Source organism: Streptococcus gallinaceus (assembly GCF_024170225.1).
Lineage (GTDB): Bacteria > Bacillota > Bacilli > Lactobacillales > Streptococcaceae > Streptococcus > Streptococcus gallinaceus.
In genome coordinates this window covers 54,799-80,225 of sequence record NZ_JALJXU010000003.1, presented here as the reverse complement: position 1 = coordinate 80,225, position 25,427 = coordinate 54,799, and the positions used below count along the sequence as shown (strand labels likewise).

Sequence of the window (25,427 nt, the reverse complement as noted above, 5' to 3'; positions counted from 1 at the left end):
GAGCGTAATTCTGCTCTTTTTAGACAAGTCACAAAAACTGTACAAAATTCAGTTCATAGAAAAACCTTTACTCAACAGCGCAAGTAAAGATTATTTATCAAATCGTGTTAAATTATACTGCTCAATTAAGGCATTTAATTTACTAGTATAACTGGTATCCGTCGCATAACGTCCCTGTAAATAAGCAGTCGCCTCTTGATAGGAATTTGTCCGACTTTTCCAAGCACCCGCATAGTAGTTGGCATCCCAAGACACTCCATTTGCCAATAAATTAGCATTGTCTCGCAAAGAGGCATGGTAGGTCGGGTACTGCCGAAATTGTGCCACGACGGTCGACAATTTACCAGTACCATCATCCTCTTGGGTCTCAATTTCATAGGATTTTCCATTAAAACTGCCTTTGACACCAAAGAGATTATTGGCTTCCTGCGTCAATCGGCTCTTGCCCCAGTCACTTTCTAAAATGGCTTGCGCTACCATGACAGAGGCATACAAATCATGGTCTGCTGCCAAATCCTGTGCTGTGTGGCCAACAATCCGGATAAATTCCGACTTGTCCGCTGCTTCAAATGCTTTCTGTTCAGCCTGTATTTTCCAAGTAAAGTAGCCCCAGAATGTCAGGAAAATAGCGACTACAAGCCCCAACTGTAGAGCAATTTTTTTCCAGTTAACACCCTGCCACAATCCCTTGAACGAGACTCTCTTTTTGGGGCTATATTGTTTTCTATCGTTTTTCTGTGTTTTATTGACCATCCTGATAGACAATCTCTCCATTACAAATCGTATATTTGACAACTCCGACTAACTCATCACCGATAAATGGCGAATTGGCTGCCTTGGAGTGAAATTGATCGGACACAATCCGCTTTTCTTTGTCCGCAAAAACAGTAATATCTGCAGGGCCATTTTCTGACAGATAGCCTGCATCCAAGCCATACAAACGAGCTGGATTGCTGGTCATTTTCGCCAAATAATCCATCAAAGTCAGATAACCTTCTTCCACCAAATGCGTCAAGCCTAGCGATAAAGAGGTCTCCAGTCCCGTCATGCCAGATGGAGCCTGCTTCATATCCGCTACATTTTTTTCATCCGCATGATGAGGAGCATGGTCCGTCGCAATTACGGAAATCACTCCTGATTTGAGCCCTTCGATGACTGCAAGGCGGTCTGATTCCAATCGAAGGGGCGGATTCATTTTGGCATTCACACCCTTGGTAAGCAGGAGATCTTCTGTCCGAGAAAAGTGCTGCGGTGCAGCTTCTGCTGTCACTTGCGCGCCCAATTGCTGAGCAAATTCAACGACTTTTACCGATTCCGCCTTAGATAAGTGCTGGATATGCACATGCGCTTGTGTCGCGTAGGCAATCATGACATCACGCGCCACCATGCTGTACTCTGCCACACCAGTTGCACCACAGATATGAAAATGCTTTTCTGCCACATCTTCGTTGAAACCCAGAACTCCGTTCAGATTTGGGTCTTCCTCATGAAGGGCAATAAAACTGCCGTGTTTTTTGGCTAATTTGAGCGCATCTCGGACGACGCCTGCATTTGTCAAGGGAATACCATCATCTGAAAAGGCGACAGCACCATTTTCCAGCAAGGCTTCAAAGTCCGTCAGATTTTCCCCATCAAAATCCTTTGTAATCGTCGCTACCGTATGGATATGAATCTTCTCTTTTGCTGCAGAGTCAAGCACTTCTTTCAAGGTCTCAACCGTGGAAATCGTCGGATTAGTATTGACCATCATGACCACCGATGTCACTCCACCGGCAGCGGCTGCGAGCGCTCCAGTATGAATGTCTTCCTTATGCGTCTGACCTGGCTCACGAAAATGCACATGCACATCGACTAAGCCCGGTGCCACCACTAGCCCCGTCGCATCAATAACTTGCGCATCATCGCTGGATAAATCTTGCCCAATCTTGACAATTTTTTTCCCATCAATCAGCACATTTGCCACCTGATCCAAACCTGATTGCGGATCTACCACTCGACCATTCTTGATTAACAGCATAGACTCTCCTTTATTCTTGAAAATTTGCTTGGTAAACGACTTGAACTTGCTTGTCTTTTTGAATCTTAATCAGCTGAATTTCGACAGCTCGTCCCTCCAGCTGTGCTTGGTTTTGACACAAGGCAAAGGCTGCTGGCAACTCGTCTTCTGCCAGATAATTAGCCAGCGTCATATGTGGAATCCACTTCCCAGGGCTATACAAGCTATCAGCTGACACAGTCAGTCGCTCATACACTCTCGCATGACACTGATAGAGCTCGCTCGACAGAACTGGACTGAGATAGACAGTACCGGACCTCAAGAAGGACCCAACCGATGAAAAGGTAACTGCAAAGCGAGAAATTTCCTTGCAGAATTGCTCCAAATCCAACACAAGGTCCGACACATTTTCCAGACCATCAAATGAAGCCAGCGTAATGTGCGGCTTTCGCTCCCTGACCTGAGCAGCATAATCCGAAATCTGTTTGTCTGCTAATTCTCGCCAAATGGCCCTCACCGCAGCCTCAACCTGCTGGTCAAAACACAAAATAACTGCGTACATGGCTATTCTCCACCAGGAATAACTTCTGCGATCACTGGCTGATTTGCCTTATCATAGTAGGTACAGGTCATTTTCTCCAAGTCAATCACCCACTTGTAAATACCTGCTGCAGCCATATCATCACAAAAAGTCTGAAAATCAGTCTGACCTTCTTGATGACGAGCCAAATCTACTTGAGCAGCTGTTTGATTGGCCACATTTGCAACTGAGCCCCGAACCTTGAGACCTTCCGTCTGCAAAACCTCGTCTGCAATCGCATAGGATACTAGCTCACTTTCGATGTCGACTGTATTGGTTTTCATGCCCATTTTCTTAAATTCCTGAATCAATTTTAGAAAATCGGGTCCAGTAAACTGAGCATGCGCCGCTTGAATTGCTTCTAATGTAAACATTCTATTCTCCATAAAAATCTACAGACTCATCCACTAGACGGTCTCCTTCATAGGTAAAACTGGCTGAAAAGAAGGGCTTTCTATCTAAGAGCCAGCCGACAAAGGTATGGTCCCCTTCCCAGGTTGGCTTGTCTCCGACCTGATCGTAAGGAACCCATTCCAAAGTCCCCTCATCGCAGTCAATGATGTCTCCAGAAAACTCCGTCACACGAAAAACGTAGGTATACCAGTCATGCCCAACTGTAAACTCTGGAAAGGTAATAATGCCTACCAATTCCATTTTTTCAGCTGTCAGACCTGTCTCTTCTAAAATCTCTCGACGGGCACAAGCTTGAGGCGTCTCGCCTTTTTCCAGCTTGCCTCCGACACCAATCCATTTCCCTTGATGAACATCATTTGGCTTTTTATTCCGATGAAGCATCAAAAATTCTTTCCCGTTATCGATATAACAAATTGTTGCTAACTTGACCATATTACCTCAACCAATCTATTGCTGCTCTGCCATTTTCCGCCAAAAAATGATTGGCTTTTGAAAAAGGACGACTACCCAAAAAACCTCGATAACTAGACAAGGGACTCGGATGAGCAGATTCCAATACTAGATGATGCGGATTGGTAATCATGGCTTTTTTCTTGCGCGCATAAGCCCCCCAGAGGATAAAGACAACTGGCTGCTCTTGCGCATTTACCACCTTGATAACGGCATCTGTAAACGGCTCCCAAATCAAACCCGCGTGACCATTGGCCTGCCCAGCTGGTACTGTCAGACAGGCATTGAGCAAGAGCACACCTTGTTCAGCCCAAGACGTCAAGTCATGGTCTTTCTTCTCACCCAAGTCCTGACCGAGTTCCTTGAGGATATTTTGCAAGGACGGCGGAGCTGGGAAGTTAGTCGGAACTGAAAATGACAAACCTTGTGCCTGACCCGGACCGTGATAGGGATCCTGCCCCAAAATGACCACCTTGACCTCTTCGAGAGGCGTTTTTTGAAGCGCAGCAAAGACCTTCTCACGAGGTGGATAGACCTGCCCTTGCTGATAGACTTGGTCTAAAAAAGCATTGATTTTTCCAAAATAATGTTCTGGCAACTGCTCCTGAATGGCCTGGTGCCAACTTGAATGTTCTACCATGCATTTTCATCCTGTTCTTTCACGATATACACGGGGCGTTTCTTGGTTTCTAGGAAAATTTTCGCCAAGTATTTCCCTAAAATACCAATGGTCATCAGCTGAATCCCGCCCATAAAGAGAATAATGCAGACCAACGATGGCCAACCTCCAACCGGATCCCCGTACATCAAAGTCTTTCCAACAATGATAAGCATCCCTAAAATCGACAAGATAAAACTAAAAATCCCTGAGTAAGAAGCCAAATTCAAAGGCATTTCTGAAAAGTTGATAAAGCCTTCTAGCGAATAGGAAACCAGCTTCCAAAAGGACCAACTGGTCTCACCAGCCACACGCTCAACATTTTCATAAGGAAGGTATTCCGTATGAAAGCCAACCCATGCAAAAATCCCCTTTGAAAAGCGATTGTATTCCGCAACAGAGAGAATGGCGTCCACCATCGGACGTCGCATGAGACGAAAATCACGCGCACCATCTACAATTTCAATCTGACTAACACGGTTGATGATGCGATAAAACATCTTGGCAAAAAATGAACGAATCGGTGGTTCTCCCGCTCGAGTTACCCGTCGAGTCCCCACACAATCCAACTCCCTATCCTCATCAAGCATCTGCTTCATCTGGATGAGCATGGCTGGAGGATCTTGCAAATCCACATCCATAACGGTCACCAAATCACCCTTGGCCGATTTCAAACCTGCATAAAGCGCAGCTTCTTTTCCAAAATTCCGAGAAAATGATAGGTAGTGAACATGTTCCTCTTTTTGCGCCAAATCACGTAAAACCGCTAACGTCGTATCACGTGAACCATCATTCACAAAAATATACTCAAATTCTTCCTGCATCTCCAAACGGACTTTTTCGGTTTCTTTAAAAAATAAGGGAATGCTCTCTTCCTCATTGTAGCAAGGTACCACGATTGAAATCACTACTTTGTCTCCTTCAAAATTCGTTATTCTTATTATTTTACCACATTTCAGATGATAAGTGCATTTGGTACCAAAAGGGCTGGACCATCGCCAGCCTTACCTTATTTTGCGCTCTTTCACATGAAAAAGTCTGTGCTAACTCATCAATCCTGCCAAGTGTCTTGGTTTTCTTTAAACTTCTTGAGTAAGGTCAATCCATTGGCATCGATATAGCCTTGGACCTTGGCGACTTTGATGAGTTCTGTGTAGTTTGACAAGGTCTGCAATTCTACACCAGCTTCTTCAAAATTAGCCTTGGCTTTTGGCAATTCATAGGTGAAAATAGCCACCACACCTAGCACCTCAACACCTGCTGCTTTCGCTGCTGCAACTGCCTCCAGCACAGAACCACCTGTTGAAATCAAGTCTTCAATGATAACCATCTTCTGACCTTTAATCACACGCCCTTCAATCTGATTGCCCGCACCGTGGTCCTTTGGTTTTGAACGAATATAAGAAAATGGCAAGTTCATCTTGTCTGCAATAATCGCCCCGTGCGGAATCCCCGCTGTCGCTGTCCCCGCAATCACTTCCACCTCTGGAAACTTTTCCTTAATCGTCGCAACAAATCCATCTTCAATCAAGGTCCGAGTCTCAGGATAAGAAAGAGTAATGCGATTGTCCGTGTAAATTGGCGACTTGATACCCGAAGCCCACGTAAAGGGCTCCTCTGGTTTTAAATAAACTGCCTTGATATCCAATAAATCTGCTGCGATTTGAGTTGCTAATGTCATGATTTTCTCCTTTTATATCACTAATCCTGTATCTACTAAGAATTCCACTCACCTTTGATAGCCTGATAGGCTGCAACCGGGTCTTCCGACTGAGTTATGGGTCTTCCGACCACGATGAAATCTGAACCAATTTCCCGAGCTTGTCCCGGCGTCGTCACCCGCTTTTGGTCTCCGTTTTCTGCCCCACTTGGACGAATTCCTGGCGTCAAACAAAGAAAGTCGTCTGCAGTTGCTTCCTTGATTAGAGCCACTTCCTGAGCTGAACAAACGACCCCATCTAAACCAGCCTCTGCTGTTTTCTTGGCGTAATGTCGGACCGAGTCAGCCAAGCTGGTCTGGATATTTTGAAAATCCTGCATCTGTTCTTGAGAAGTCGAGGTTAGCTGCGTGACCGCAATCAATAATCCCTCATCTCCAAATCCTTGCCGTGCAGCTCGCATCATTTCGACACCACCGGCCGCATGCACATTTGTCATATCTACGCCCAATTTCCGCAAAACTGTCATGGCTGACTTGACCGTATTGGGAATATCATACAATTTCAAATCTAAAAACACACTATGTCCTAATGACTTGGCATAGGTCACTACCTGACTGCCACAAGCATAATAGAGCTCCATTCCAATTTTGACATACAATTTTTCTTCCTTGGGAAATTTCTCTAAGAATACCTTCGTCGTCTCAAAATCTGGAAAATCCAATGCAATAATCGGTCTATCTTCGCGCATACGAACCTCCTTTTTCTCTACAAAAATACCTTGCCTGAGGCAAGGTACGACAAAATCAGGGTTTCCCCTCTTACACCGTTTCCCTTCTTAGCCTCTCTGGACCTTGTTAAAGGTTTTTATTTAGAATCAGTCTATCACTTCGATTTCTATTTGTCAATTATTTTCCGAACCTAACCACAGTCAATGGTCCGAAGTACATGACCGGTCTCCGCGACGATTTTTTCAAAATCACTAAAGGCAATATTGAGCGTCGTCGAGTTGATAAAGGGATGAAATCCCACCGTAGTCGTCTGGTCCACAGCAGCATCCACAATAACTTGAATCCGATGCTCCACATCAAATAGCAAACCAAAAGGCGTCACAGTACCTGCAGGCACATGTAAGAGTTCTTCCAGCACCTCCTCTCTCACAAAAGACAAGCGCTTTTCTTCCAAATTTTCAGCTAACTGCGCTAGATTAGCCTGTTTCTCATCATGCAAAATCACCAGATAAAGCTGATTGCCCTTTTTATTTTTCAACAATAAATCCTTGACCTGCTGCCCCGGCAAGGTAAAATCCAAATCCTGCACAGAGGTAATGACCTTGTGGTCATGCCGCTCATATGGGATATTCAATTTTTCCAACAAATCATAAGCTTCTTTCTCTGTCGCAAATACCATCTGCCACCTACTTTCGTAACTCTTGTCGCACCTGTGCCCGCAAGTCCTCCAAGCTCTGGATGCTATATTTGTCCATGACTTTGGGGAGCTCATCAATAATATTTGGACAGGCATAGGGGTCCGTAAAATTCGCTGTACCGACACCAATCGCAGAAGCACCCGCAATCATCATCTCAAGCGCAGCCTCCGCAGAGTCAACCCCACCCATTCCAATAATTGGCAAATCGGTTGCCAGCGCCACTTGACGAATTAGCTTCAAAGCAACTGGGAAAATAGCTGGCCCTGACATCCCACCTTGACCATTTGCGATAATCGGTTGACGCGTTTTCAAGTCATAGCGTGTACCGACAAGCGTATTGATCATCGTCAAGCCAATCGCCCCCGCATCCTCTGCTGCCTTTGCGACCTGAGTAATGTCTGCTACAGAAGGCGTCAACTTGACATAAACCGGCACATCTGAATGCTCTACACTAGCTTTGACCGCAGCGTAAGCCAATTCTGGAACCTGCCCAATCAGAAGCCCGTGATTTCCATGATCCACATTGGGACACGAAATATTGAGCTCGATGGCCTTGACATTTGGCGCTTTGGAAATCTTCTCCGAGACATACGCATATTCCTCATTGGAAAAACCTGCTACATTTGCAATAATCGGTAGTTCTGGAAAATGCTCTGCCAACCAAGGTAACTTTTCAGACAAAACGACATCTACACCAGGATTTTGCAGCCCAATAGCATTCAACATCCCAGATGGTGTTTCAGCAACACGTGGCGTAGGATTGCCAAAACAAGCTTCCTTGGTCGTTGCCTTTATCATAATGGAACCCAAAACATCCAAGGGATAGTACTTGGCGAATTCCTGACCAAAGCCAAAACAACCCGATGCAGGAATAATAGGGTTTTTCAACTCTAATCCCGGCAAACAAATCGCCAAACAATTTTTCTCCATAACCATTTCCACCTCCTATAAGATCAAGCTACCTGTCGGAAAGACCGGTCCTTCTTCACAAACCCGCTGCAAATCAGCTTCCTGACCATCCTTAGGATGCACTACGCAAGCATAACACGCCCCCATCCCACAAGCCATCCGCGACTCGAGCGACATATAAGCATGAACATGCTGGGCAAATTTTCCATCCACATAGCGCATCATCCCCGGTGCTCCACATGAGTAGACCGCTGCAAATTCCTCAGAAAGTTCGTCCACAACCTCCGAAACATAACCCTTACGACCATAAGAACCATCATCAGTAGTGACCACAACTCCCCCATAAGCTGATAAGGCTTCCTCCAAGATGACCGCCTCCTTATTCGCAAAACCAATCACAGACGTCACCTGACAGCCCAAGTTGGCAACCTGCTTCGCTAGCTCAACCAACGGAGGAACACCAATTCCCCCACCAATCAGCAAGACCGACTGCCCCTCACTCAAAAATGAAATATCAAAACCATTTCCCTGGGGCCCCATGCAGTCCAATACTTGTCCGACTTGCATCTGGGAAAATTGACGCGTCCCCTCGCCCTCAATCCGATAAATAATCCGACACCTGTTCGCCTCCCTATCCACCTGAGAAATCGAAATCGGCCGACGCAAGACCTTGCTCGCATCCGGAACCCGAATATGCAAGAACTGACCCGCAGCCATCTCCTGCACCATCTCACCAGACAAATCCATGGCAAAAATTCGAGGAGCTATCTCCTCCTGCGCCACAATAACCAACTCTTCTTTCATTATCATCACAGACCTCTCTTCAAAAAAAGAACCTCGCCAAGAGGCAAGGTACACGAAAATTGGACAGAACCTGCCCTTGATCTGCGCATCCTTCCCAGCCTCTCTGGACTTAGTTAAAGGAAATTAAATTATTGATTATTATAGAGCAAATGACGGGGAATGTCAAAAATTAGACGAATCCTAAAAATAAATTTCTCCAAATATATTATCTTGAATTTTTATCATCAATCTTTCCAGAAAGTTTTACTCCTCTATCTGTATGATTGGTTAATATCCCTAAAAAGAGTAATATACTTAAAATAATGCAAATAGTTTGCTCTATCTGATTTAATTTAGTACTCAAATCCATATCAAAATAAGATAAGGTAATATTATCAATCAGCATTAATATTAAAGAAACTAGGCCAATCCAAAACATATGCCGGTGTACTCGCTTTTTAATATCACTCATGATACATTCTCCTTTTTTCAAATTTTTATAGTAATATCATACACTAAAATTTGAAAAACTGGGCATAATTTATCAAAATTTTTCATAAAAATTCGGAAATAGCGAACATACTGTTTGAAAAAATATAAATTTAGTCTCTTTTAAACAACTAATTTCCATTATTTATTCTATTCAGCTAAAAATTCTTGGTATTTTATCTGTAATTGTTGTGTAACTTCATCTTTAAAATGTAATCCATCTGTTGTTTTTTGATAATCTAACCTATCATTATATGCAACGTATTCATTGATGTCAAACAAAGCAATATTATTTTTATGACAGTAGCTATTTAGCCAATTATTCAGCTGGTGCACTTCACTGTTTTTAACCGTTTCTCGAAAAAGCGTATAAGCAACTGTTGTCATACTTAATTTTATTTCTTTTTCAACAAGAATATTGTAGAATTTCTCAAAATTTTTACATATTGATTCGATAGAATGATTTGTAATGAAGTCATTCACACCAATAGATAAAAAGACTTCTTTTACATGATCAGTTAAAATGATATCAATATTTTCTAAAAGGGTAGAGAGTGTCAAACCACCTTGAGAGTAATTCGCAAAGCCTTCTAAGTCAATATTTACTGTTCTTGAGTCTCCTAGAATAAGGCGATTCGCCTTACTATCCATTTTTTTCTTAAATCCCTGTCGATAAAGTTCCTTATTTTCCTGCTCTCTACGATCATAATCAAAGAAAATATGCCCAATCACATGAATAAAGTCATCTCTCGTATCAACATCTAAAGAGTACTCTTTCGCCATCTTATATGCATAGGTTTTGGGAGTGAAAAAACTTTTATTTTTTAAATACGTTTGCTTATCCGAAATATAGATAGCACCATTTGGATAATATAGGGGTTGTAAATCTTGTCTCCGATATCCTCTATCAGCACCTACCATATCTTGAGCAAAGCCTTCTTCTGATAAAGTTGAAAACAAACGTGGATGCTTTTCAACTTCTGAAAAACTCACTACATTATCGACATCATGAGATGTATAGTAATCTACTGCTTCCTCAATATGCCATGCCTTTCTTAATGGCGATGTCACCTGTAATAAAACGAAGACTTGATCATCCTCATAATCAGCTAAAAAGTCTTCCATCATATCATATGAAGTAGCTGTATCCGATGATAATTCCGGTTTTCTCATTACAACAGAGATCCCACGCTCTAAACAAATATCTCGATATAAGTCTGAATCAGTGCTAACAAAAATGTCTTCTTTTTCAAATAATCCTGTTTCAATAGCTGCATCAATTGTATGAAAAATCATTGGTTTTCCAGCTAAAAAAAGCATGTTTTTATCAGGTAAACCTTTTGAGCCAGAACGTGCAGGAATAATACAAATTGGTTTCATTGTTTGACCTCTACTTAATTTTTTTCGCTGGAACTCCAACATAAGTCCCGCTTTCTATAATGTCTTTTACAATCACTGCACCAGCACCAATTGTTGTTTGTGAAGCAATACTTAAGGTTTGAATAATGACACTCGCACTACCAATATAAACTTCTTCTTCTATTTTACAAAGTCCATTTATTGTCGCATTGGGCGCAATATTACAGTGAGATTTCACAATTGTATGATGTTCAATCAAGGCACCAGTATTCACGACATTGTTGTCAAATAATTGAACTTTTGAGCCAATAAAAGCACCAAATCCAATAAATATCCCTCTACCACAAATACTTTCAGGAGTTAGTACTAAAGCATTTGGGCTGATAATATTAATGATGGCATCATAATAATCCTTTGCAACGTAATCAAACAATTCACGTCTTTTAGCATTATCCCCAATTGTAATAAAAACAGCATCAATTGTTCCATTCTCTAAAAACTTCAAAACATCGTACAGATGACCTAAAATAGGGTAGCCATCATGTTCCTTAATATCTTTATCATCAAAAAAACCAATAAAGTCATAGCTTAATCTATCAATAACAGGAACAATCGCATCTGCATGACTACCAGCCCCTAAAAATGCCAATTTTTTTTTCACATTAACCCTCCACGTTTAAATCATAAAAAGGTTGTGAAATAGAAGGAGTTTCATTAAGATACTGTTTAATAGCTCGATACGCTTTCTGAGAGGCATCTTCCTGATAATATGGATTTGAAAAATCTGTTACCTTTTCCAAGGATTTTAATCCAGTATAAATTTCATCGCTATCTACAGAAACATTTAAAACACTTCTACCACTCAATCTACCTTTTTGTCTATCACCTATATTTAAAGTAGCTCTATTTAAAGACGGAACTTCAATTAAACCAGATGATGAATTCCCCACTAAACCATTTGAATGACGTATGAGTGAATGATACTGCTGTGTTGACAATGAGGTAAAACTATGACAATTTGGATGTTTCCTAAGGTAAGAAGCAATTGCCGTGGAGATTTCATCAGAACCAGTATCGGAGTTTGAACCAATAAAAATACATTGTTGCCCAAATCGACTTAATGCCTCCAATACAATTGCCATTTGGTCTCCAGCTGATAGGCCTTCTTCAAAAGTTACGGGATGATATAATACAACCACATATGATTCTTCCAACTTAACAGCTAATTGCTCCTCTAATTCTATTTTTGACAAAGAGGGAATTGATAAAGCATTTTCGACGCCTAATGAGCCCGTATTTATCACAAATCGAGGCTGTTCTCCCATCTGGATTACACGATGACGAAACATTTCAGCTGCAACAAGATGCAAGTGACTCATCTTGGTAATCGCATGGCGAATATATTCATCAAAATTACCAAGTGACGTTTCGCCTCCATGCAAATGACAAACCGGCACGTTATAAATAAGAGCAACATTTACAACTGGTAACATTTCATAGCGATCTCCCAAAATGACTACTAAATCATACTCATTTTCTTGGAAAATATCGGTCAAACCCAGTTGCAATCTTGCCATACTTTTTGAAACAGTTTCTTTCTGAGTATCTCTTAAGTTCAATGGAATTTTATAGGCAATTGGAAAACCATCACTTTCAATTTGACGATAAGTATTGCCGTATTTCTCTTCCATATGCATTGCGGTAACAACAATATCCGGAATAATTTCTTCATCGTCAAATAGTTTTTGAATTAACGGTTTCATAATACCATACTCAGCACGAGAACCTGTAACCAGACAAATTTTTTTCATATTAAATCCTATATATTTCCAAAATTGTTTCTCAACTCAGTAAAAAAGAATATTTTAGCTACAACTGATTTTCAAAGCGAGAATCGCGGATGACTTCATCTTCTTCAAAGTTTTCCTGTGCTTCTTTACCTAAAACTTCATACCATGACATAGGTGAAATACCATTTCCTGGTCGTTTTACGGTAATATTTTCTTCTGAGAAGATTTCACCTTTTTTAATTGGTCGTAAGGCTACAACAGATTTTCGAGCTACAATTTTATTTTTTTCTTCGACCGGATCTGGAATTTTTTCAAAACGCCCTAAGGATTGTTCGATAATTCTAACCCCTTTTACCAAAGTTTCTAAAATTTCTGGAGTCGCACTTGCTTTATGATCCGGTCCTTCCATTTCAGTATCCAATGTAAAATGCTTCTCAATGACTTCTGCACCCATTGCTGCTACCGCAATAGGAACTTCTGAACCAATAGAGTGATCAGAATAACCAATCGTCAATTCTGGGAATTCTTCTTTTAATGTATGAATGACATTTAGGTTTAAAGATGGATATGGGGTCGGATATTCTGTTGTACAGTGCAAAATAGAAATATCAGTAGTCCCATTTTGTCGAAGAATGTCCACCGCTTGATGAATTTCTTCCATCACTGCCATACCCGTTGATAAAATAACCTTTTTTTGCTGCTTCCCAATTTTTTCGAGATATGGTAAATTGGTAATTTCCCCCGAAGGAATCTTGTAAACAGGCATATCTGTTGAAATCAAAAAGTCCAGCGACTCATCATCAAAAGGTGTTGAAAAAGTATCAACTCCCTTTGTAAGTGCATAATCACGCATTTCCAAGTACTCGTCAAAACTTAATTCAAGTCGTTTAGTCATCTCTAACTGACTATCTGCTGTACCAGTCGTTGCTTTCTGATACTCTGCTTTAGGGGCAAATTTAGAAATCAGCTTTTCTGCCTTAAACGTTTGAAATTTAACAGCATCAACACCACACTCAACTGCTACATCGACCATTTTTTTTGCTAGCTGAACATCACCATTATGATTACAGCCAATTTCTGCAATAATATAAACCACTTAACTACTCCTTTTTCTTTCGAACAATCACTTGATAAAGCGCTTGTACATCTGTTTTAAAATAAACACCATAAGCGATCACAACCATTATTCCTAAACACCAACGAATTGGTAAACTGTCTGAAAATTGATTCATCAGTAAAGCATAACCAATTGCAATCAGAGAAAAGATAAGGAACACCTTGACAGTTACCTCATCATATTGATATCTTTTTCTAGAAATGATATGGTGAAAAACCAATAAACTTAGATAAGATAATACCGTAGCAACTGCTGCACCGTAAATTCCAAATTTTGGAATGAAAAAGTAGTTCAAAACAGCATTTACTACTCCCGCAGCAATCGTACCAATAGGAATCATCCTTGTATTCGCATAGTAAAATTGAATATTGACTGGGAAAGTATATAGAAACACAAAAAAGTAACTGATAATAATCATCGCTATAAAATCAATACTTTGACTGTATTTCTCCCCACCCATCAACAGAGCTAAATCTGGAAAAATCGTTAAATAACCTAATGTTAAAAATAGCCCAAGAGCCAAATAGCGTAACACATAGTAATGTAAACGTTTATCTTTCTTTTTCTTAGCTTCAAAAAACCAAGGAATCCACGCCATATTAATGCTATTTAAAACAGTCTGTATAATCATTCCCATTGTATAGCCAAAACTATAAATCGCAACTTCCTTGATAGACAGCATCTTACCAAGCATAATTCTATCTAACTGATTTAAAACTAAGTGTCCTAATTGATGAAAAATAAGAGGCAAAGAAATCATCAACATAAAGGACAAATACTTTTTATCAAAAAACGGTTGTTTTTTTCGCTGAAAATAAATGACTGTAATTATCATGAGCACACTGCTTGGAATAACACCTCCATAAACGCGTGCCAAAAAATCATCTGTCATAACTGTAATCAATCCTATGGAAATTACAGTATTCACAATTGCACTACCAAAAGATAACAAAAAATTAGCGACGCTCTCTTGTTTTTGGATAAAATATGCTCCCAAAAAACCAGAACAATATCCATTGAACGTTTGGACAGCTAAGAGAACAATAACTTGTTCGGAAAAACCGAATAACTCTCCCAGTAACTTTCGAAATAAGAGCGCTAGTAAGAGCAAACTAAAAGCAAATAAACCCGAAAAATGAAAGGCACTGACAGCATAACGATCATACTCATTCGCATATTTTACTTTTGCTGCACTTAAGGAACCAGAAACCTGTAAACCAATCACCAACATAAAGATACTCATGTAGGAAGAGAATAAACTAAACTTTCCAAATACCTCTTGAGAAATAATGCGAGTGTAAATAGGAAGAGTGATGAATCCAATTGCCTGTACAAATATATTCCCCAGTGTATATAAGAAACCTGAGGTCATGAGTTTTTTTGTGTTCATTTCATCCCTTTCAGATCGAATAAAGTAATTTTTTCCTCTACACAATTTAAAAAATCCAGAGCAGTTGATGAATGAGTAACACCTATACTAAATTTTTGGTCGCATACCATATCTAAAAGTTCCATTGGTATATTTTGGGGTAGCAGTGTAACATTGAGCGAACTATAGTCTACTTTATCACGAGGGTGTATTTTCAGATAAACAGTATAGCCTAACATACGATATTTTTCGATAATTTTTTGATAATAGTCAAATTGTTCATCTAGAGTCTGAAAACTTTCAGTAGCTGTCTTATACCATCTATCAGCCACTAGTGGTTGTGTCAAGACCAAGACCGATTGACTTTTAATATGAAATTCCTCTACATGAAATAATGTAAATATCAATTGACGATTTTTTGATGGAATTTTCTCAAAAAGTTCTGTTCTTGAAACACTGACAAACTTCTTCCAACGACTATCCCAAGGAATAACTGCTAAAGAATTAACCTCAATAGACTTACAAAATCGCGAATAACCTAAGGGACGTTCATCTTTTTTAAATAATGTGTAGTAAGCTCTAATAAGAAATCGTGTCCTTTTTTTGTAAACATTTACAGAAAAATAGTTATATCCATCCTCAATCAAATGATATTCCATTTTATTTTTTCTAAAAAAATCCCCTATATTCGTCCAATCATTAAATAAGAAAAGACTCTCCTCGTCAGCAGCAGGAAAACCTATATATTTTTTTTCTGACTCAGAATATATTTGAACTTCTAGCTTGTGCTCTCTTAATATTTGCGCAATTTCTTCTCGTTTAGGGATTTTATTAAATAAAATAACCATGTTTTTTTCATTTAAATCAAGTTTACAAAGAGCAATTAACAAATGATAAACTGTGTGGCATATATATATTTTTTTCATTTTATTTCTCAAATACGTCCAACAATCCTTTTGATTTCGAAAAAATAACTCCCAAGCAATTTTATTACAAAAAAGCGGACTCTATCTTTCAACGACAAAATATTTCTATATTTTTTAAAATAGGCCTTAAATTTACTAGTTAAATCATCTTGATAGACAATATTGCTTTTTTCCAATTGATACTTATACAATAATAACAAATAGAGATAGGCACAAACCGTTTTGTAAATATCAATGCCTTTTTGCTCAATAATACTTAAACGCTCTTCCAATGCTTCTATAGCATCTAATCTCTTACAATTAAATTCCTTATTCATAATCGAATCTTTTCGATAGCGATAAAAATACAGCGGCTGATTTGTTACCGCAACTTTCTCCACTTCAAGATAATACTTGTAGGTCGTAAATTCATCTTCATGCAATTTTCCCTTTGGAAACGTGACTTTTTTAGCAACCTTGCTAGGAAGTAATAGCCCCCACGCTGTTGTTAAGCTTGATTTAAATCGATTAAAGTCATACATTAATTGAATGATATCAGCAGAACTATACAAAGATATTGTCCAATTTTTCAACAGACTCTTCTCTTCGCAAGTTTCCCCCTCTCTATAATCAATATAAGAACAAACTGCTATATCAGCCTCTTTTTTTAACAAAATATTATATAATTCTTCAATATAGTTCTCAGCTATAAAATCATCTGAATCCACGTATGTGATATAGTCTCCGCTAGCAATTTCTGTTCCCTTATTCCGAGCATCCGATAGACCTCCATTTTGCTTATGAAGTACCTTTATTCTCTCATCTATTTTCTGATACCTTTCACAAATCTTCCCCGAAGAATCTGTTGAGCCATCATTAACCAATATAATTTCTAAATACTGATAGTTTTGACAAAGAATGCTCTCTATGCAAGTTGATAGATATTCCTCGACATTGTATACAGGAACAACAATCGAAATTTTATGCACTTTTTGACCTCATATTTTTTAATCTCCAAAAAGCTATTTTTAAAACAAAATAGCTCATAAAATAAAACCTTCTATTTAAAAAAAATACCAATAAGCGATTATATAGGCTAGTATCTGATACGAGAAAACTTTGACTCTGTTGATGAAACTCTTTAATTTCAGCAATAATGATCAAACTATTAACTCCTGTTCCAATCTCATTTAGAACAAAATTTTTTAATAACTTTAAAAAGGTCAATGATTTCCCTTTAGTTGAAAGCGAGAGCTCCTGGCTTAATTTTAATGAATATAACATCGGTTGAAATGTATTTTTTTTATAAGTTCTGGATAATGAATTTTCAGTTAAATTTACATTATAAATAATACTAGAATCTACGTAACAGTTTAATATATTTTTATAATAAGAGTAATTGAAAATAGTATCCTCACCAAAGCTACCTCCTATTACATCCTCAGAAACAAACTCTATATTATATTTTTTTATTAAGGAAGCTTTGAATAGTCTTGTGCAACTTGGATTTAGATAAGATAAATATCTATACTCTTCAAATAAATCTCTCAAATTTATCTGTTGTGTCCTATCAAAACGGTACTTTTTTACTATCTCTTCATTTTTTACATGCTGAAATCCTAAAATAACTAAATCCTTCCCAATATAAGAGGATAAGATGGCAAAGGCATCTACCGTAAGAAAATCATCGCTATCTAGAAATAATATATGTTTCCCCGAAACTTTATCAAGAGCAACATTTCGAGCTATAGCAGGTCCCTTATTCTCTTGACTAATATATACAATATTATCGTATTGTTTCTTATATCGCTCAATAATTTCTGGTGTTCGATCTGTTGAGCCATCATTCACAATTATCATCTCATAGCTACATCCAGTCTGTACCAATACACTTTCGATACATTTTTCTATTGTCTTTTCTGCATTGTAAGCGGGGATGATAACGCTAATATCTACTTCCATTTTTTCTTTAATTTTCTTTCTAGTTTTATTTTAAGGTTTTTAGAACGTAATCTAAAATAATGTAAGTTCCAATTTTTCTTTTTGATTTTCGCGAAATTATCTAGACTAACTTCTGTATACTCTAATGGTTCAAAAGCATTCGGTATAATTTTGTAGACTGAACTGTTACAATCCACCTTAAGCTCCATTAGACGTGATTGAAAATGCATATATAGATACTCTTTCTTTATCAGCTGACCATTTTCTATAAAATACTCAAATAAACCTTTTTCTTCACGAACAAATACATGATTTTTCCGCTTGATAATCTCATACTTTTGAAGCCTCTTGTTCCATTTCGTTAAATAAAAATTTGACGTTTTGGTATAAGTATTTGCTTCTAATTCCTCTAAGCACACTCTTTTTTCTTTATTTAGTAATATTGTATTGATACTTCCATTAAATTCTTCATCTAGTGAATAATTATTATCAACATCTGTTAATTTTTCTAAAAAATTTTTATTAGACAATAATAATTGATTAATTTCTTTTGAATTTCTGACCAAGGTACAGTGTCCTAAAAAGAATATTTTATCATAATCTTGTTCGAATATTTTTTCTATCATACCATCAAAATTACCAAAAATCAAATCTGTATCACAATATCCCCAATAATCATAATCTTGAACCAAATCTGCAAACAGTATTCCATATATAGCTTTAAAATCACATAATTTATAGGCTCTATTAATATGTATAGGTCGATGTAATGCGCTCTCAGCTCTGGTACTTATTTCTTCCAGAGAAGTATAGATGACCGTAACATTTTGAGGATAATCAAATGCAGTGGTATCATCTGTTAAAATTAAAAAATTAGTCTGATTATTTTGTTTACATGAATTTAAAAATAATTGAAAGTAATTATTAAACTTTCCAAAATAAGGAATAATGAAAATTCTTTTAGGATCATTTATTGCCATTTCGTAACGACCTCACCATATACATTACTCGTACCATACACAACAAACTAAATACCATTTTATATTTACACAACCTGTAAAAAATTCTCCATATAGATGGTAATCTGGAGAATTGAAAAGCTCTAAATCTCTCTTGATATATCTTTTTAGTCAATAATTCTTTAATCGCTACTAATTTAAATCTCAATTTTTTTTTAGAGTTCACTATATTGGCAATTAAAGGGAATAAATTTAAAATAATCCGATTATCTAAAGACTCTGTAAAATTTTCATCTAAACTATGCTCTTGAATAATATCAAACATCAAACTATATAATCGATGATGACGATCAATCAACGCCTCATTATAAACAGTTGTTAAGCTATTCTCATTATCTTTTCTATACAAATATCTAGTATTATCACAATAGGCTACTGATAGATGTTGACTGAACACTTGAGCATTGTAGTATACATCCTCACTGCCAATGATTTGAGTGTCCGTAAAGGTGAAATTCTGTATTTTTTCAAACAAATACAATTTCCCCCATGCAGTATTTAGTCTCTCACTAGTAAGAGGTGCGTTTAATTGTGAATTGGTTAAACCAAAAATTCTTTGATGGACGTATCCAGCCAAATCAACCGGAAATTCTGTTGGGATAATCGAACATTCTTCCCGTTGCGTACCATAAAATTTAGTAAATGGAAATAATACAATATCAACTTCAAATGCATTTTGAACTCGTATCAACTCTTCAACGCAATTTTCTTCCAGCATATCATCCCCGTCTACAAATAAAACAAAGTTTCCCGTAACCATTTTCAAACCAGCATTTCTAGCCGAAGATAAACCTCCATTAACTTTGCGATGATAAATAAATCGTTCATCTTGTTCCGAGAATCTCTTTGCAACATCTGATGATAAATCACTACTTCCATCATCTACTAAAATTACTTCAATATTCTGATAAGTTTGTTTTTGAATGCTCATCAAACATTGAAATAAGTAGTTTCCAACATTATATATCGGAACAATAATTGAAACTTTATTCACTTACTCTCTCCTTACCTCACTACATGCTGCAAAACTTCATTTAATTCAATCAAAGGGCGCACCAAACTATTAAAACCTGCATTTCCTGTCAAGACATACATCATCGCAAACATTGCCACCTGTATCCCCATCATTATAAGTAATACGTTAAATGTATGTAATTTTATCTTATAGTCTTTCACATTGAATAAATTGGAAACCATGATAAACGCGAATAAAAATAAAAGTCGTGGAAATCTAAAAAATGTAGAATTGAGTAATACAAAAGGAATGAATAGCAACATCCCTGATGAAATCCACATTAATACTTGATGAAAATCTTTGTTTTCTGGATGTTCTTTTACTAACGGTCGATATGATTGATATACAAGTCCTGTATAGATAAAAATAATGGCAACATGAACCACCAATTTCCAAAGATTTGTCTTTAAAGAAGTATCTTCCAAGTATAAATATAACTTACTACTAGATATCAATAACGGAGCAAATTTCAAAGCTACACTTCCTAAAACTACAGATAATACTGTTAGATACCCTATCATTCTACTTTTAAACTCTCTATCTATACAATAAATAGGTACTAATAAAAGTAACATGATAGCATATCCTGAGTGTATCAAATATGATAGGTAGATGAATACTGTCGAATAGAATAATCGTTTATAACTATATCTATGCTTTAAACAAATCGGAACAATCCATATTAAAATTGCCATCGCTAAAAAAAAACGTTTCTGTATGATGTTATCTACTAAAGGATATACACTGCTTAAAGCAAGTACAATATTAGGGTTTTTGGAATATTTTTTGATAAAAAGCAAATAGGAAACAACTGCACAGGTAAGAATGACTGTTAGAAATATTTCCAAGCTAAAATGCATTTGATAAAAGATTTGATTAAGCAGCTTCCACAATGAATCTCCTTTAAAATCAAAATGTACTGCCTCATTTCCAAAGGTATAAAACATTGCTCTATAGCCTATATAGTCGGCACCGCCGCGGTTGAAAGCAAACAAAATCCATAGTAGCAAAGAATTCATCCCAAATACTATTTTACTGTTAGGAAATACAAGGCTCAGGCAAATCAACAATAGAAAAATAAAATAAAAAATGACCATTTTTTCTCCTTATAATTGACTGTAAATAGCTTTCATTTGCTGATTCACTTGTGCAATATCATATTTTTTTGCGGCATGGACATTGTGCTCTCCTATTTTTTGACGTGTTTCATTATCTAATAGTCGGCAAATCCCCTCTGCAAACCCCTCTACATCATCAAAATGGTATTTATAACCAGTTTCTCCACTTATAGAATAATCATTTATTCCATTAACGTTAGAAGTTAATATCGGAAGACCTGCTGCCATCGCTTCAATTGCTGCTAAGCCCAACCCTTCTCTTTTAGAAGGAAAACAAAAAATGTCGCTCTCTTGAAGTAATTGCGGAATGTTTTTACGATAACCAAGTAACAAAACTTTATTACATAAATTATTTGCTTCCAAATATTTTTTAATAACTAATTCTTGTTCCCCTTGACCAATAATTAAGTACGTAAGATTTGGTAAATCGAGCATAGCAAGAGCTTTAATAATAATCATATGATTCTTTCGAACACTCAATTCCCCCACCGAAATTAATATTATTTCTTCTTCCGATAATCCAAGAGAATGCCTTATTTTTGATGATTTGTTGCGAGTAGCAGATGCCCGAATTTTTGAATATTCAATACCAACACCATCCACTTTGAAAACTTTCTTTGCTTTCATCGAAGTAGTAGCCAAAGCATAATCTTCATTGTTAATCGTGATTAAAATATCAGTAAAATAAGAAAAAATATATTCAATAGGATAGAATAACACCCAGTCTCTGACACGTCCCCCTTTGTAAAACTGAAATCCATGTGCTGTATAAATAATTTTCGTTGAAGAATTTCTAAATACAAGTCTTGCAAGTACTCCACCAATTGGAGAATGACAATGCATGAGTGAATAGTTATACAATTCGCTAATTCTTCTTAGTTGAGAATATGCTTTTTTATGACTTATAAAATTACCGACATTCCTACTAAAATCAATCTGAAAAAACTTAACATTATTGCTATTTAGCTCTTCTTTCAGTTGAATAATTCGCTCATCAGAAATTGTACTCCCGTTTTCAAAATTTGTCGCAATATGAACCTCATATCCCTGCTCCTGTAATAGACAAATATTATGCATATTAAACTGCTCTATCATCGAAGCAACACTAGCCACAATGAGGGCATATTTCTTTTCCACTATCATACTCCCATTATAATTCTGTTAATTCTATTGATTCTTCAAAATCTCTAATTTGATATTCAAAATCATACTGACTCATCGTCGTTTCATACATTAAATTTCCAAACATTTTTTTATATTATCATTAAAAAATAGCAATTGAATAATTGGATTAAACATTTTGGTTAGATTAATCTTATGATGATGTACACTAGCAACAGTTTTTACAAGTTGACTAGTAGCTACGTATTCCTTGTTTTGCGGAAACAGTACACCTTCCAAGTTACCATCAATAACTTGCTTTATAAACTCACAAAGGTTATCAATATGCAACATACTTCGTTTATTTTCATAATTAGGAAAAACTGGTAATTTTTGTGCTAACTTTGAAAGTCGTGGATAATTTCCTTTAGAACCTTTGCCATATATCATTGGTGGTCGAATAATGACAACCTTAAACTTTTCATCTACCAAAGTTTGAATCTTTAATTCTGCTTGATACTTACTATCCCCATAAAAATCGCTTGGAGTTGGAATTGTATCTTTTGTAATGAGTCGTTCTCTAGATGTACTATCTCCATAAACAATTATGCTGCTCATGAAGATAAATTGAGAAACATTAGCATCCTTTACTTTTTTAGCTACTTGATATGTTAATTTAGTGTTAACTTGATAATATAAATCTTTCTTACTCTCATCTTTAGAGAAATGTGCGATTCCTGCCACATGAAATACTGAATCATATATTGAAAAGTCGTGTTCAATCCATTTGGGGCTCTTCACATCTAAGGTATCAACTACATACTCGTTATCAGAGTGTAGTAACCAGCGCTCAACAGATGTACCTATATAGGAGTTTGCTCCTGTAATCAGTACCTTTTTCATCTAGTTCTCCTTCTTCATTCCTGTCCCCCCCTCAACAACGCCTTCACTCTTTACGACACTCAAGAAAGTACCAAAGAAACATTTTATATCAAAAGCAAACGACATATTGTCAACATAGTAGCTGTCTAACTTAGATTTTTCATCAATTTCAAGTTCATCACGACCATTGATTTGCGCCCATCCAGTCAATCCTGGTCGAATATCATTAACACCGTATTTATCACGTTCTTCAATCAAATCATACTGATTCCAAAGAGCTGGACGAGGACCAATAATTGCCATTTCTCCTTTAAAAATATTAAAGAGTTGTGGTAATTCATCTAGACTTGTTCTTCGTAAAAAAGCGCCAGATTTAGTAATCATTGCTGTAGGATCTTTTAGTAGGTGTGTCGGTGTATCGGCTGGTGTATCAATATACATAGACCGAAACTTATAAATCATAAAATATTCTTTATCCTTACCTACTCGTCTTTGTTTAAAAAGAACAGGACCTTTTGAATCTAATTTGATCCAGATAGCAATAATTAATAAAACTGGGCTTAGTAACACAATCGCTACTCCTGAAAACAAAAAGTCTATCAATCTTTTAAAATGGTTATACATTTCTCACTCCTGTTTCGCAAATTCAATGAGTTTCTCTTTTAAAGTTTTGTTTTCTAAGTCTAGTAGAATCGCAATAAAATTATCAACTTCTTCAACTGATTTTAACGTAACTTTTCCAATAAAAATTTTTTCATGGATTTGCTCGTTGACACGTTCATCCGATGATAAAAGCTCTTCGTATAGCTTTTCTCCTGGGCGAATTCCAGATTCAACAATGCCAATTTCTTCTTCAGTGTGACCACTTAATTTGATTACTTTTTTAGCCAAATCTACAATTTTGACAGGCTCACCCATATCAAGAACAAAGACTTCGCCACCTTTTGCCTGATAACCCGCCTGAATAACTAGACGGCTTGCTTCAGGGATAGTCATAAAGTAACGTGTCATGCGGAAGTCTGTTACTGTAAGTGGCCCTCCCTTTGCAACCTGTTCTTTAAAGACAGGTACAACTGACCCACGACTGCCTAAAACATTCCCAAAACGAACTGCGACAAATTGTGTTTTTCCCTTATCGTTAAGCCCCGTCACGATCATCTCTGCCACTCGTTTAGTTGCTCCCATTACATTGGGTGGGTTGACTGCCTTATCAGTCGAAATCATGACAAATTTTTCAACTGAAGCCTCCCAAGCCGCTTCTGCCACATTTTTCGTCCCAAAAATATTATTTTTCACAGCTTCTTTCGGATTAAACTCCATCAGTGGCACATGCTTATGAGCTGCTGCATGGTAAACATAGTTCGGACGGTACTCTTTCATAAGATTAAAAATCAAGCCTCTGTCCTGAATATCCGCAATGATAGGAATAATCTCTATTTCCTTACCATATTTTTGCAATAGTTCTCGGTGAATTAAGTAAATAGAATTCTCTCCATGTCCTAATAGCAATAATTTTTCAGGCTTAAAATTTGAAATCTGACGACAAATTTCTGAACCAATTGAGCCGCCAGCTCCTGTCACAAGAACTGTTTTTTGACGAAAAAACTCTCCCAAGGTTGTCTGGTCCAGTTCAATTTCTTTCCGACCAAGAAGATCAGCAATATCAATTTCACGTAAATTTTGTGTTGAAATTTTTGTAGTAATAACATCTTCTACACTTGGCATACTATTCACTCGAACACTGCATTGATTGCAAATTTCAACTAACTTTTCCCGTTCTGTCCCTGAGATAGATGGAATTGCGATTGTCACTTGTTCAATATTATAGTTGGCGACTAAAGCTGGAATATTCTCACGATTTCCCATTACCTTTATACCGTGCAAATAAGTGCCATGTTTATTGGTATCAGCATCCACAATACCCACAACATCAATATCTGAATCCGTTTCCAAAACAGTTTGAATAAAAATAGAACCACCGCTACCTGCTCCAACAACAAGAGTTCTTACTTTAGAAGCATCTAGCTTATATCTTTTTTTACGACTATTCATTTCACGCCAAATAATACGAGGAGATGTCATAAGAAAGGTTGAAAGTAACCAAGAAAGAATTAGAAATCGATAACTATACCCTCCTTTGTAAACACCACCAGCAAACACTGATAATGCCATATAAGCAATCACTAATGAGACTGTTAAACGAAACAACACTCTATAATCTGTAAAACGATTAAGAATTGAAAATATCTTACATTGACTTGCTACGACTAAATATATAATTACTACCACAACATAGGAACCAAGCATCTGCTCCCAACTGACCTCGGCAAAAACACCAACAAAAAGCATTGTCACAAGCATAGCTATGAACAACATAGACATATCAATAACTATGAGAATGAAACGTTTTACTCTCCTACTTAGATTCTCCATTATATTTTTCTA

At 37.2% G+C, this 25,427-nt stretch carries 27 protein-coding genes and 1 pseudogene; all 28 read right to left on the bottom strand.

The features are described from left to right. Window positions 1–90: 90 nt before the first annotated feature. Window positions 91–753 (bottom strand): glucosaminidase domain-containing protein, encoded by a 663-nt coding sequence (locus tag J2T50_RS04570; RefSeq protein ID WP_253364194.1) that lies wholly within the window; start codon window positions 751–753, stop codon window positions 91–93. Next, a complete protein-coding gene (locus tag J2T50_RS04565; protein WP_253364193.1) occupies window positions 743–2,017 on the bottom strand; it encodes a dihydroorotase in 1,275 nt (424 codons plus the stop codon). Before J2T50_RS04565 ends, J2T50_RS04570 begins: the two co-directional genes overlap by 11 nt. A 10-nt stretch (window positions 2,018–2,027) precedes the next feature. Then, window positions 2,028–2,558 carry a 2'-5' RNA ligase family protein gene (locus J2T50_RS04560; RefSeq protein ID WP_253364191.1) on the bottom strand — a complete coding sequence of 177 codons (531 nt, stop codon included), beginning with the start codon at window positions 2,556–2,558 and terminating at the stop codon, window positions 2,028–2,030. Between the two features lie 2 nt (window positions 2,559–2,560). Beyond that, a complete protein-coding gene (locus J2T50_RS04555; protein ID WP_253364189.1) occupies window positions 2,561–2,950 on the bottom strand; it encodes a DUF1398 domain-containing protein in 390 nt (129 codons plus the stop codon). A 1-nt stretch (window position 2,951) separates the two neighbouring features. Beyond that, window positions 2,952–3,422: an NUDIX hydrolase gene (locus J2T50_RS04550; protein WP_253364187.1), complete on the bottom strand. Its 471-nt coding sequence runs from the start codon at window positions 3,420–3,422 to the stop codon at window positions 2,952–2,954. 1 nt (window position 3,423) lies between these two features. Beyond that, complete coding sequence (locus J2T50_RS04545) at window positions 3,424–4,080, bottom strand: uracil-DNA glycosylase (RefSeq protein ID WP_253364186.1); 657 nt, start codon at window positions 4,078–4,080, stop codon at window positions 3,424–3,426. Then, window positions 4,074–5,006 (bottom strand): glycosyltransferase family 2 protein, encoded by a 933-nt coding sequence (locus tag J2T50_RS04540; protein WP_253364185.1) that lies wholly within the window; start codon window positions 5,004–5,006, stop codon window positions 4,074–4,076. Before J2T50_RS04540 ends, J2T50_RS04545 begins: the two co-directional genes overlap by 7 nt. Before the next feature lie 143 nt (window positions 5,007–5,149). Next, complete coding sequence (gene pyrE, locus J2T50_RS04535) at window positions 5,150–5,779, bottom strand: orotate phosphoribosyltransferase (protein ID WP_253364183.1); 630 nt, start codon at window positions 5,777–5,779, stop codon at window positions 5,150–5,152. Between the two features lie 35 nt (window positions 5,780–5,814). Next, the gene (gene pyrF, locus J2T50_RS04530; RefSeq protein WP_253364181.1) at window positions 5,815–6,507 is read right to left on the bottom strand and encodes an orotidine-5'-phosphate decarboxylase; all 693 of its coding nucleotides are present in this window, start codon (window positions 6,505–6,507) and stop codon (window positions 5,815–5,817) included. 170 nt (window positions 6,508–6,677) lie between these two features. Continuing rightward, window positions 6,678–7,166 (bottom strand): YbaK/EbsC family protein, encoded by a 489-nt coding sequence (locus tag J2T50_RS04525; RefSeq protein ID WP_253364179.1) that lies wholly within the window; start codon window positions 7,164–7,166, stop codon window positions 6,678–6,680. A gap of 7 nt (window positions 7,167–7,173) precedes the next feature. Further along, on the bottom strand, window positions 7,174–8,115 hold the full coding sequence (locus J2T50_RS04520; RefSeq protein ID WP_253364177.1) for a dihydroorotate dehydrogenase: 942 nt from the start codon (window positions 8,113–8,115) through the stop codon (window positions 7,174–7,176). A gap of 15 nt (window positions 8,116–8,130) precedes the next feature. Next, window positions 8,131–8,907, bottom strand: a complete 777-nt coding sequence (locus J2T50_RS04515; RefSeq protein ID WP_494546316.1) for a dihydroorotate dehydrogenase electron transfer subunit — start codon at window positions 8,905–8,907, stop codon at window positions 8,131–8,133. A gap of 196 nt (window positions 8,908–9,103) precedes the next feature. Then, window positions 9,104–9,349 (bottom strand): phage holin, encoded by a 246-nt coding sequence (locus tag J2T50_RS04510; RefSeq protein ID WP_253364173.1) that lies wholly within the window; start codon window positions 9,347–9,349, stop codon window positions 9,104–9,106. A gap of 167 nt (window positions 9,350–9,516) precedes the next feature. Then, window positions 9,517–10,746 (bottom strand): cytidylyltransferase domain-containing protein, encoded by a 1,230-nt coding sequence (locus J2T50_RS04505; RefSeq protein WP_253364172.1) that lies wholly within the window; start codon window positions 10,744–10,746, stop codon window positions 9,517–9,519. A gap of 10 nt (window positions 10,747–10,756) precedes the next feature. Next, the gene (locus J2T50_RS04500; RefSeq protein ID WP_253364170.1) at window positions 10,757–11,386 is read right to left on the bottom strand and encodes an acetyltransferase; all 630 of its coding nucleotides are present in this window, start codon (window positions 11,384–11,386) and stop codon (window positions 10,757–10,759) included. A 1-nt stretch (window position 11,387) separates the two neighbouring features. Beyond that, complete coding sequence (neuC, locus tag J2T50_RS04495) at window positions 11,388–12,536, bottom strand: UDP-N-acetylglucosamine 2-epimerase (protein ID WP_253364168.1); 1,149 nt, start codon at window positions 12,534–12,536, stop codon at window positions 11,388–11,390. 58 nt (window positions 12,537–12,594) lie between these two features. Beyond that, complete coding sequence (gene neuB / locus J2T50_RS04490) at window positions 12,595–13,611, bottom strand: N-acetylneuraminate synthase (protein ID WP_253364166.1); 1,017 nt, start codon at window positions 13,609–13,611, stop codon at window positions 12,595–12,597. Window positions 13,612–13,615: 4 nt separating this feature from the next. Then, window positions 13,616–15,022 (bottom strand): oligosaccharide flippase family protein, encoded by a 1,407-nt coding sequence (locus tag J2T50_RS04485; protein ID WP_253364164.1) that lies wholly within the window; start codon window positions 15,020–15,022, stop codon window positions 13,616–13,618. Beyond that, window positions 15,019–15,849, bottom strand: coding sequence for a glycosyltransferase family 52 (locus tag J2T50_RS04480; protein ID WP_253364162.1), 831 nt, complete (start codon window positions 15,847–15,849; stop codon window positions 15,019–15,021). The genes J2T50_RS04485 and J2T50_RS04480 overlap by 4 nt, the downstream gene beginning before the upstream one ends. Window positions 15,850–15,935: 86 nt before the next feature. After that, window positions 15,936–16,895: a glycosyltransferase family 2 protein gene (locus J2T50_RS04475; RefSeq protein ID WP_253364161.1), complete on the bottom strand. Its 960-nt coding sequence runs from the start codon at window positions 16,893–16,895 to the stop codon at window positions 15,936–15,938. Continuing rightward, window positions 16,888–17,868, bottom strand: coding sequence for a glycosyltransferase family 2 protein (locus tag J2T50_RS04470; protein WP_253364160.1), 981 nt, complete (start codon window positions 17,866–17,868; stop codon window positions 16,888–16,890). The genes J2T50_RS04475 and J2T50_RS04470 overlap by 8 nt, the downstream gene beginning before the upstream one ends. Continuing rightward, window positions 17,859–18,827 (bottom strand): DUF6625 family protein, encoded by a 969-nt coding sequence (locus tag J2T50_RS04465; protein ID WP_253364159.1) that lies wholly within the window; start codon window positions 18,825–18,827, stop codon window positions 17,859–17,861. The genes J2T50_RS04470 and J2T50_RS04465 overlap by 10 nt, the downstream gene beginning before the upstream one ends. Next, on the bottom strand, window positions 18,814–19,860 hold the full coding sequence (locus J2T50_RS04460) for a glycosyltransferase family A protein (protein ID WP_253364158.1): 1,047 nt from the start codon (window positions 19,858–19,860) through the stop codon (window positions 18,814–18,816). Before J2T50_RS04460 ends, J2T50_RS04465 begins: the two co-directional genes overlap by 14 nt. Before the next feature lie 11 nt (window positions 19,861–19,871). Further along, complete coding sequence (locus J2T50_RS04455) at window positions 19,872–20,978, bottom strand: EpsG family protein (RefSeq protein WP_253364157.1); 1,107 nt, start codon at window positions 20,976–20,978, stop codon at window positions 19,872–19,874. A 9-nt stretch (window positions 20,979–20,987) separates the two neighbouring features. After that, window positions 20,988–22,136 carry a glycosyltransferase gene (locus J2T50_RS04450; protein WP_253364155.1) on the bottom strand — a complete coding sequence of 383 codons (1,149 nt, stop codon included), beginning with the start codon at window positions 22,134–22,136 and terminating at the stop codon, window positions 20,988–20,990. A 13-nt stretch (window positions 22,137–22,149) separates the two neighbouring features. Then, window positions 22,150–23,003: pseudogene (locus tag J2T50_RS04445) on the bottom strand (NAD-dependent epimerase/dehydratase family protein). After that, the gene (locus J2T50_RS04440; RefSeq protein WP_253364153.1) at window positions 23,004–23,606 is read right to left on the bottom strand and encodes a sugar transferase; all 603 of its coding nucleotides are present in this window, start codon (window positions 23,604–23,606) and stop codon (window positions 23,004–23,006) included. Between the two features lie 3 nt (window positions 23,607–23,609). Continuing rightward, window positions 23,610–25,415 carry a polysaccharide biosynthesis protein gene (locus J2T50_RS04435; RefSeq protein WP_253364151.1) on the bottom strand — a complete coding sequence of 602 codons (1,806 nt, stop codon included), beginning with the start codon at window positions 25,413–25,415 and terminating at the stop codon, window positions 23,610–23,612. Window positions 25,416–25,427: the final 12 nt, after the last annotated feature.

Coding starts and splice junctions, on each gene's coding strand:
- J2T50_RS04570 (WP_253364194.1), bottom strand. CDS start 753: ATGGTCAATAAAACACAGAAAAACGATAGAAAACAATATAGCCCCAAA.
- J2T50_RS04565 (WP_253364193.1), bottom strand. CDS start 2,017: ATGCTGTTAATCAAGAATGGTCGAGTGGTAGATCCGCAATCAGGTTTG.
- J2T50_RS04560 (WP_253364191.1), bottom strand. CDS start 2,558: ATGTACGCAGTTATTTTGTGTTTTGACCAGCAGGTTGAGGCTGCGGTG.
- J2T50_RS04555 (WP_253364189.1), bottom strand. CDS start 2,950: ATGTTTACATTAGAAGCAATTCAAGCGGCGCATGCTCAGTTTACTGGA.
- J2T50_RS04550 (WP_253364187.1), bottom strand. CDS start 3,422: ATGGTCAAGTTAGCAACAATTTGTTATATCGATAACGGGAAAGAATTT.
- J2T50_RS04545 (WP_253364186.1), bottom strand. CDS start 4,080: ATGGTAGAACATTCAAGTTGGCACCAGGCCATTCAGGAGCAGTTGCCA.
- pyrE (WP_253364183.1), bottom strand. CDS start 5,779: ATGACATTAGCAACTCAAATCGCAGCAGATTTATTGGATATCAAGGCA.
- pyrF (WP_253364181.1), bottom strand. CDS start 6,507: ATGCGCGAAGATAGACCGATTATTGCATTGGATTTTCCAGATTTTGAG.
- J2T50_RS04525 (WP_253364179.1), bottom strand. CDS start 7,166: ATGGTATTTGCGACAGAGAAAGAAGCTTATGATTTGTTGGAAAAATTG.
- J2T50_RS04520 (WP_253364177.1), bottom strand. CDS start 8,115: ATGGAGAAAAATTGTTTGGCGATTTGTTTGCCGGGATTAGAGTTGAAA.
- J2T50_RS04510 (WP_253364173.1), bottom strand. CDS start 9,349: ATGAGTGATATTAAAAAGCGAGTACACCGGCATATGTTTTGGATTGGC.
- J2T50_RS04505 (WP_253364172.1), bottom strand. CDS start 10,746: ATGAAACCAATTTGTATTATTCCTGCACGTTCTGGCTCAAAAGGTTTA.
- neuC (WP_253364168.1), bottom strand. CDS start 12,536: ATGAAAAAAATTTGTCTGGTTACAGGTTCTCGTGCTGAGTATGGTATT.
- J2T50_RS04485 (WP_253364164.1), bottom strand. CDS start 15,022: ATGAACACAAAAAAACTCATGACCTCAGGTTTCTTATATACACTGGGG.
- J2T50_RS04480 (WP_253364162.1), bottom strand. CDS start 15,849: ATGGTTATTTTATTTAATAAAATCCCTAAACGAGAAGAAATTGCGCAA.
- J2T50_RS04470 (WP_253364160.1), bottom strand. CDS start 17,868: ATGGAAGTAGATATTAGCGTTATCATCCCCGCTTACAATGCAGAAAAG.
- J2T50_RS04465 (WP_253364159.1), bottom strand. CDS start 18,827: ATGGCAATAAATGATCCTAAAAGAATTTTCATTATTCCTTATTTTGGA.
- J2T50_RS04455 (WP_253364157.1), bottom strand. CDS start 20,978: ATGGTCATTTTTTATTTTATTTTTCTATTGTTGATTTGCCTGAGCCTT.
- J2T50_RS04440 (WP_253364153.1), bottom strand. CDS start 23,606: ATGTATAACCATTTTAAAAGATTGATAGACTTTTTGTTTTCAGGAGTA.
- J2T50_RS04435 (WP_253364151.1), bottom strand. CDS start 25,415: ATGGAGAATCTAAGTAGGAGAGTAAAACGTTTCATTCTCATAGTTATT.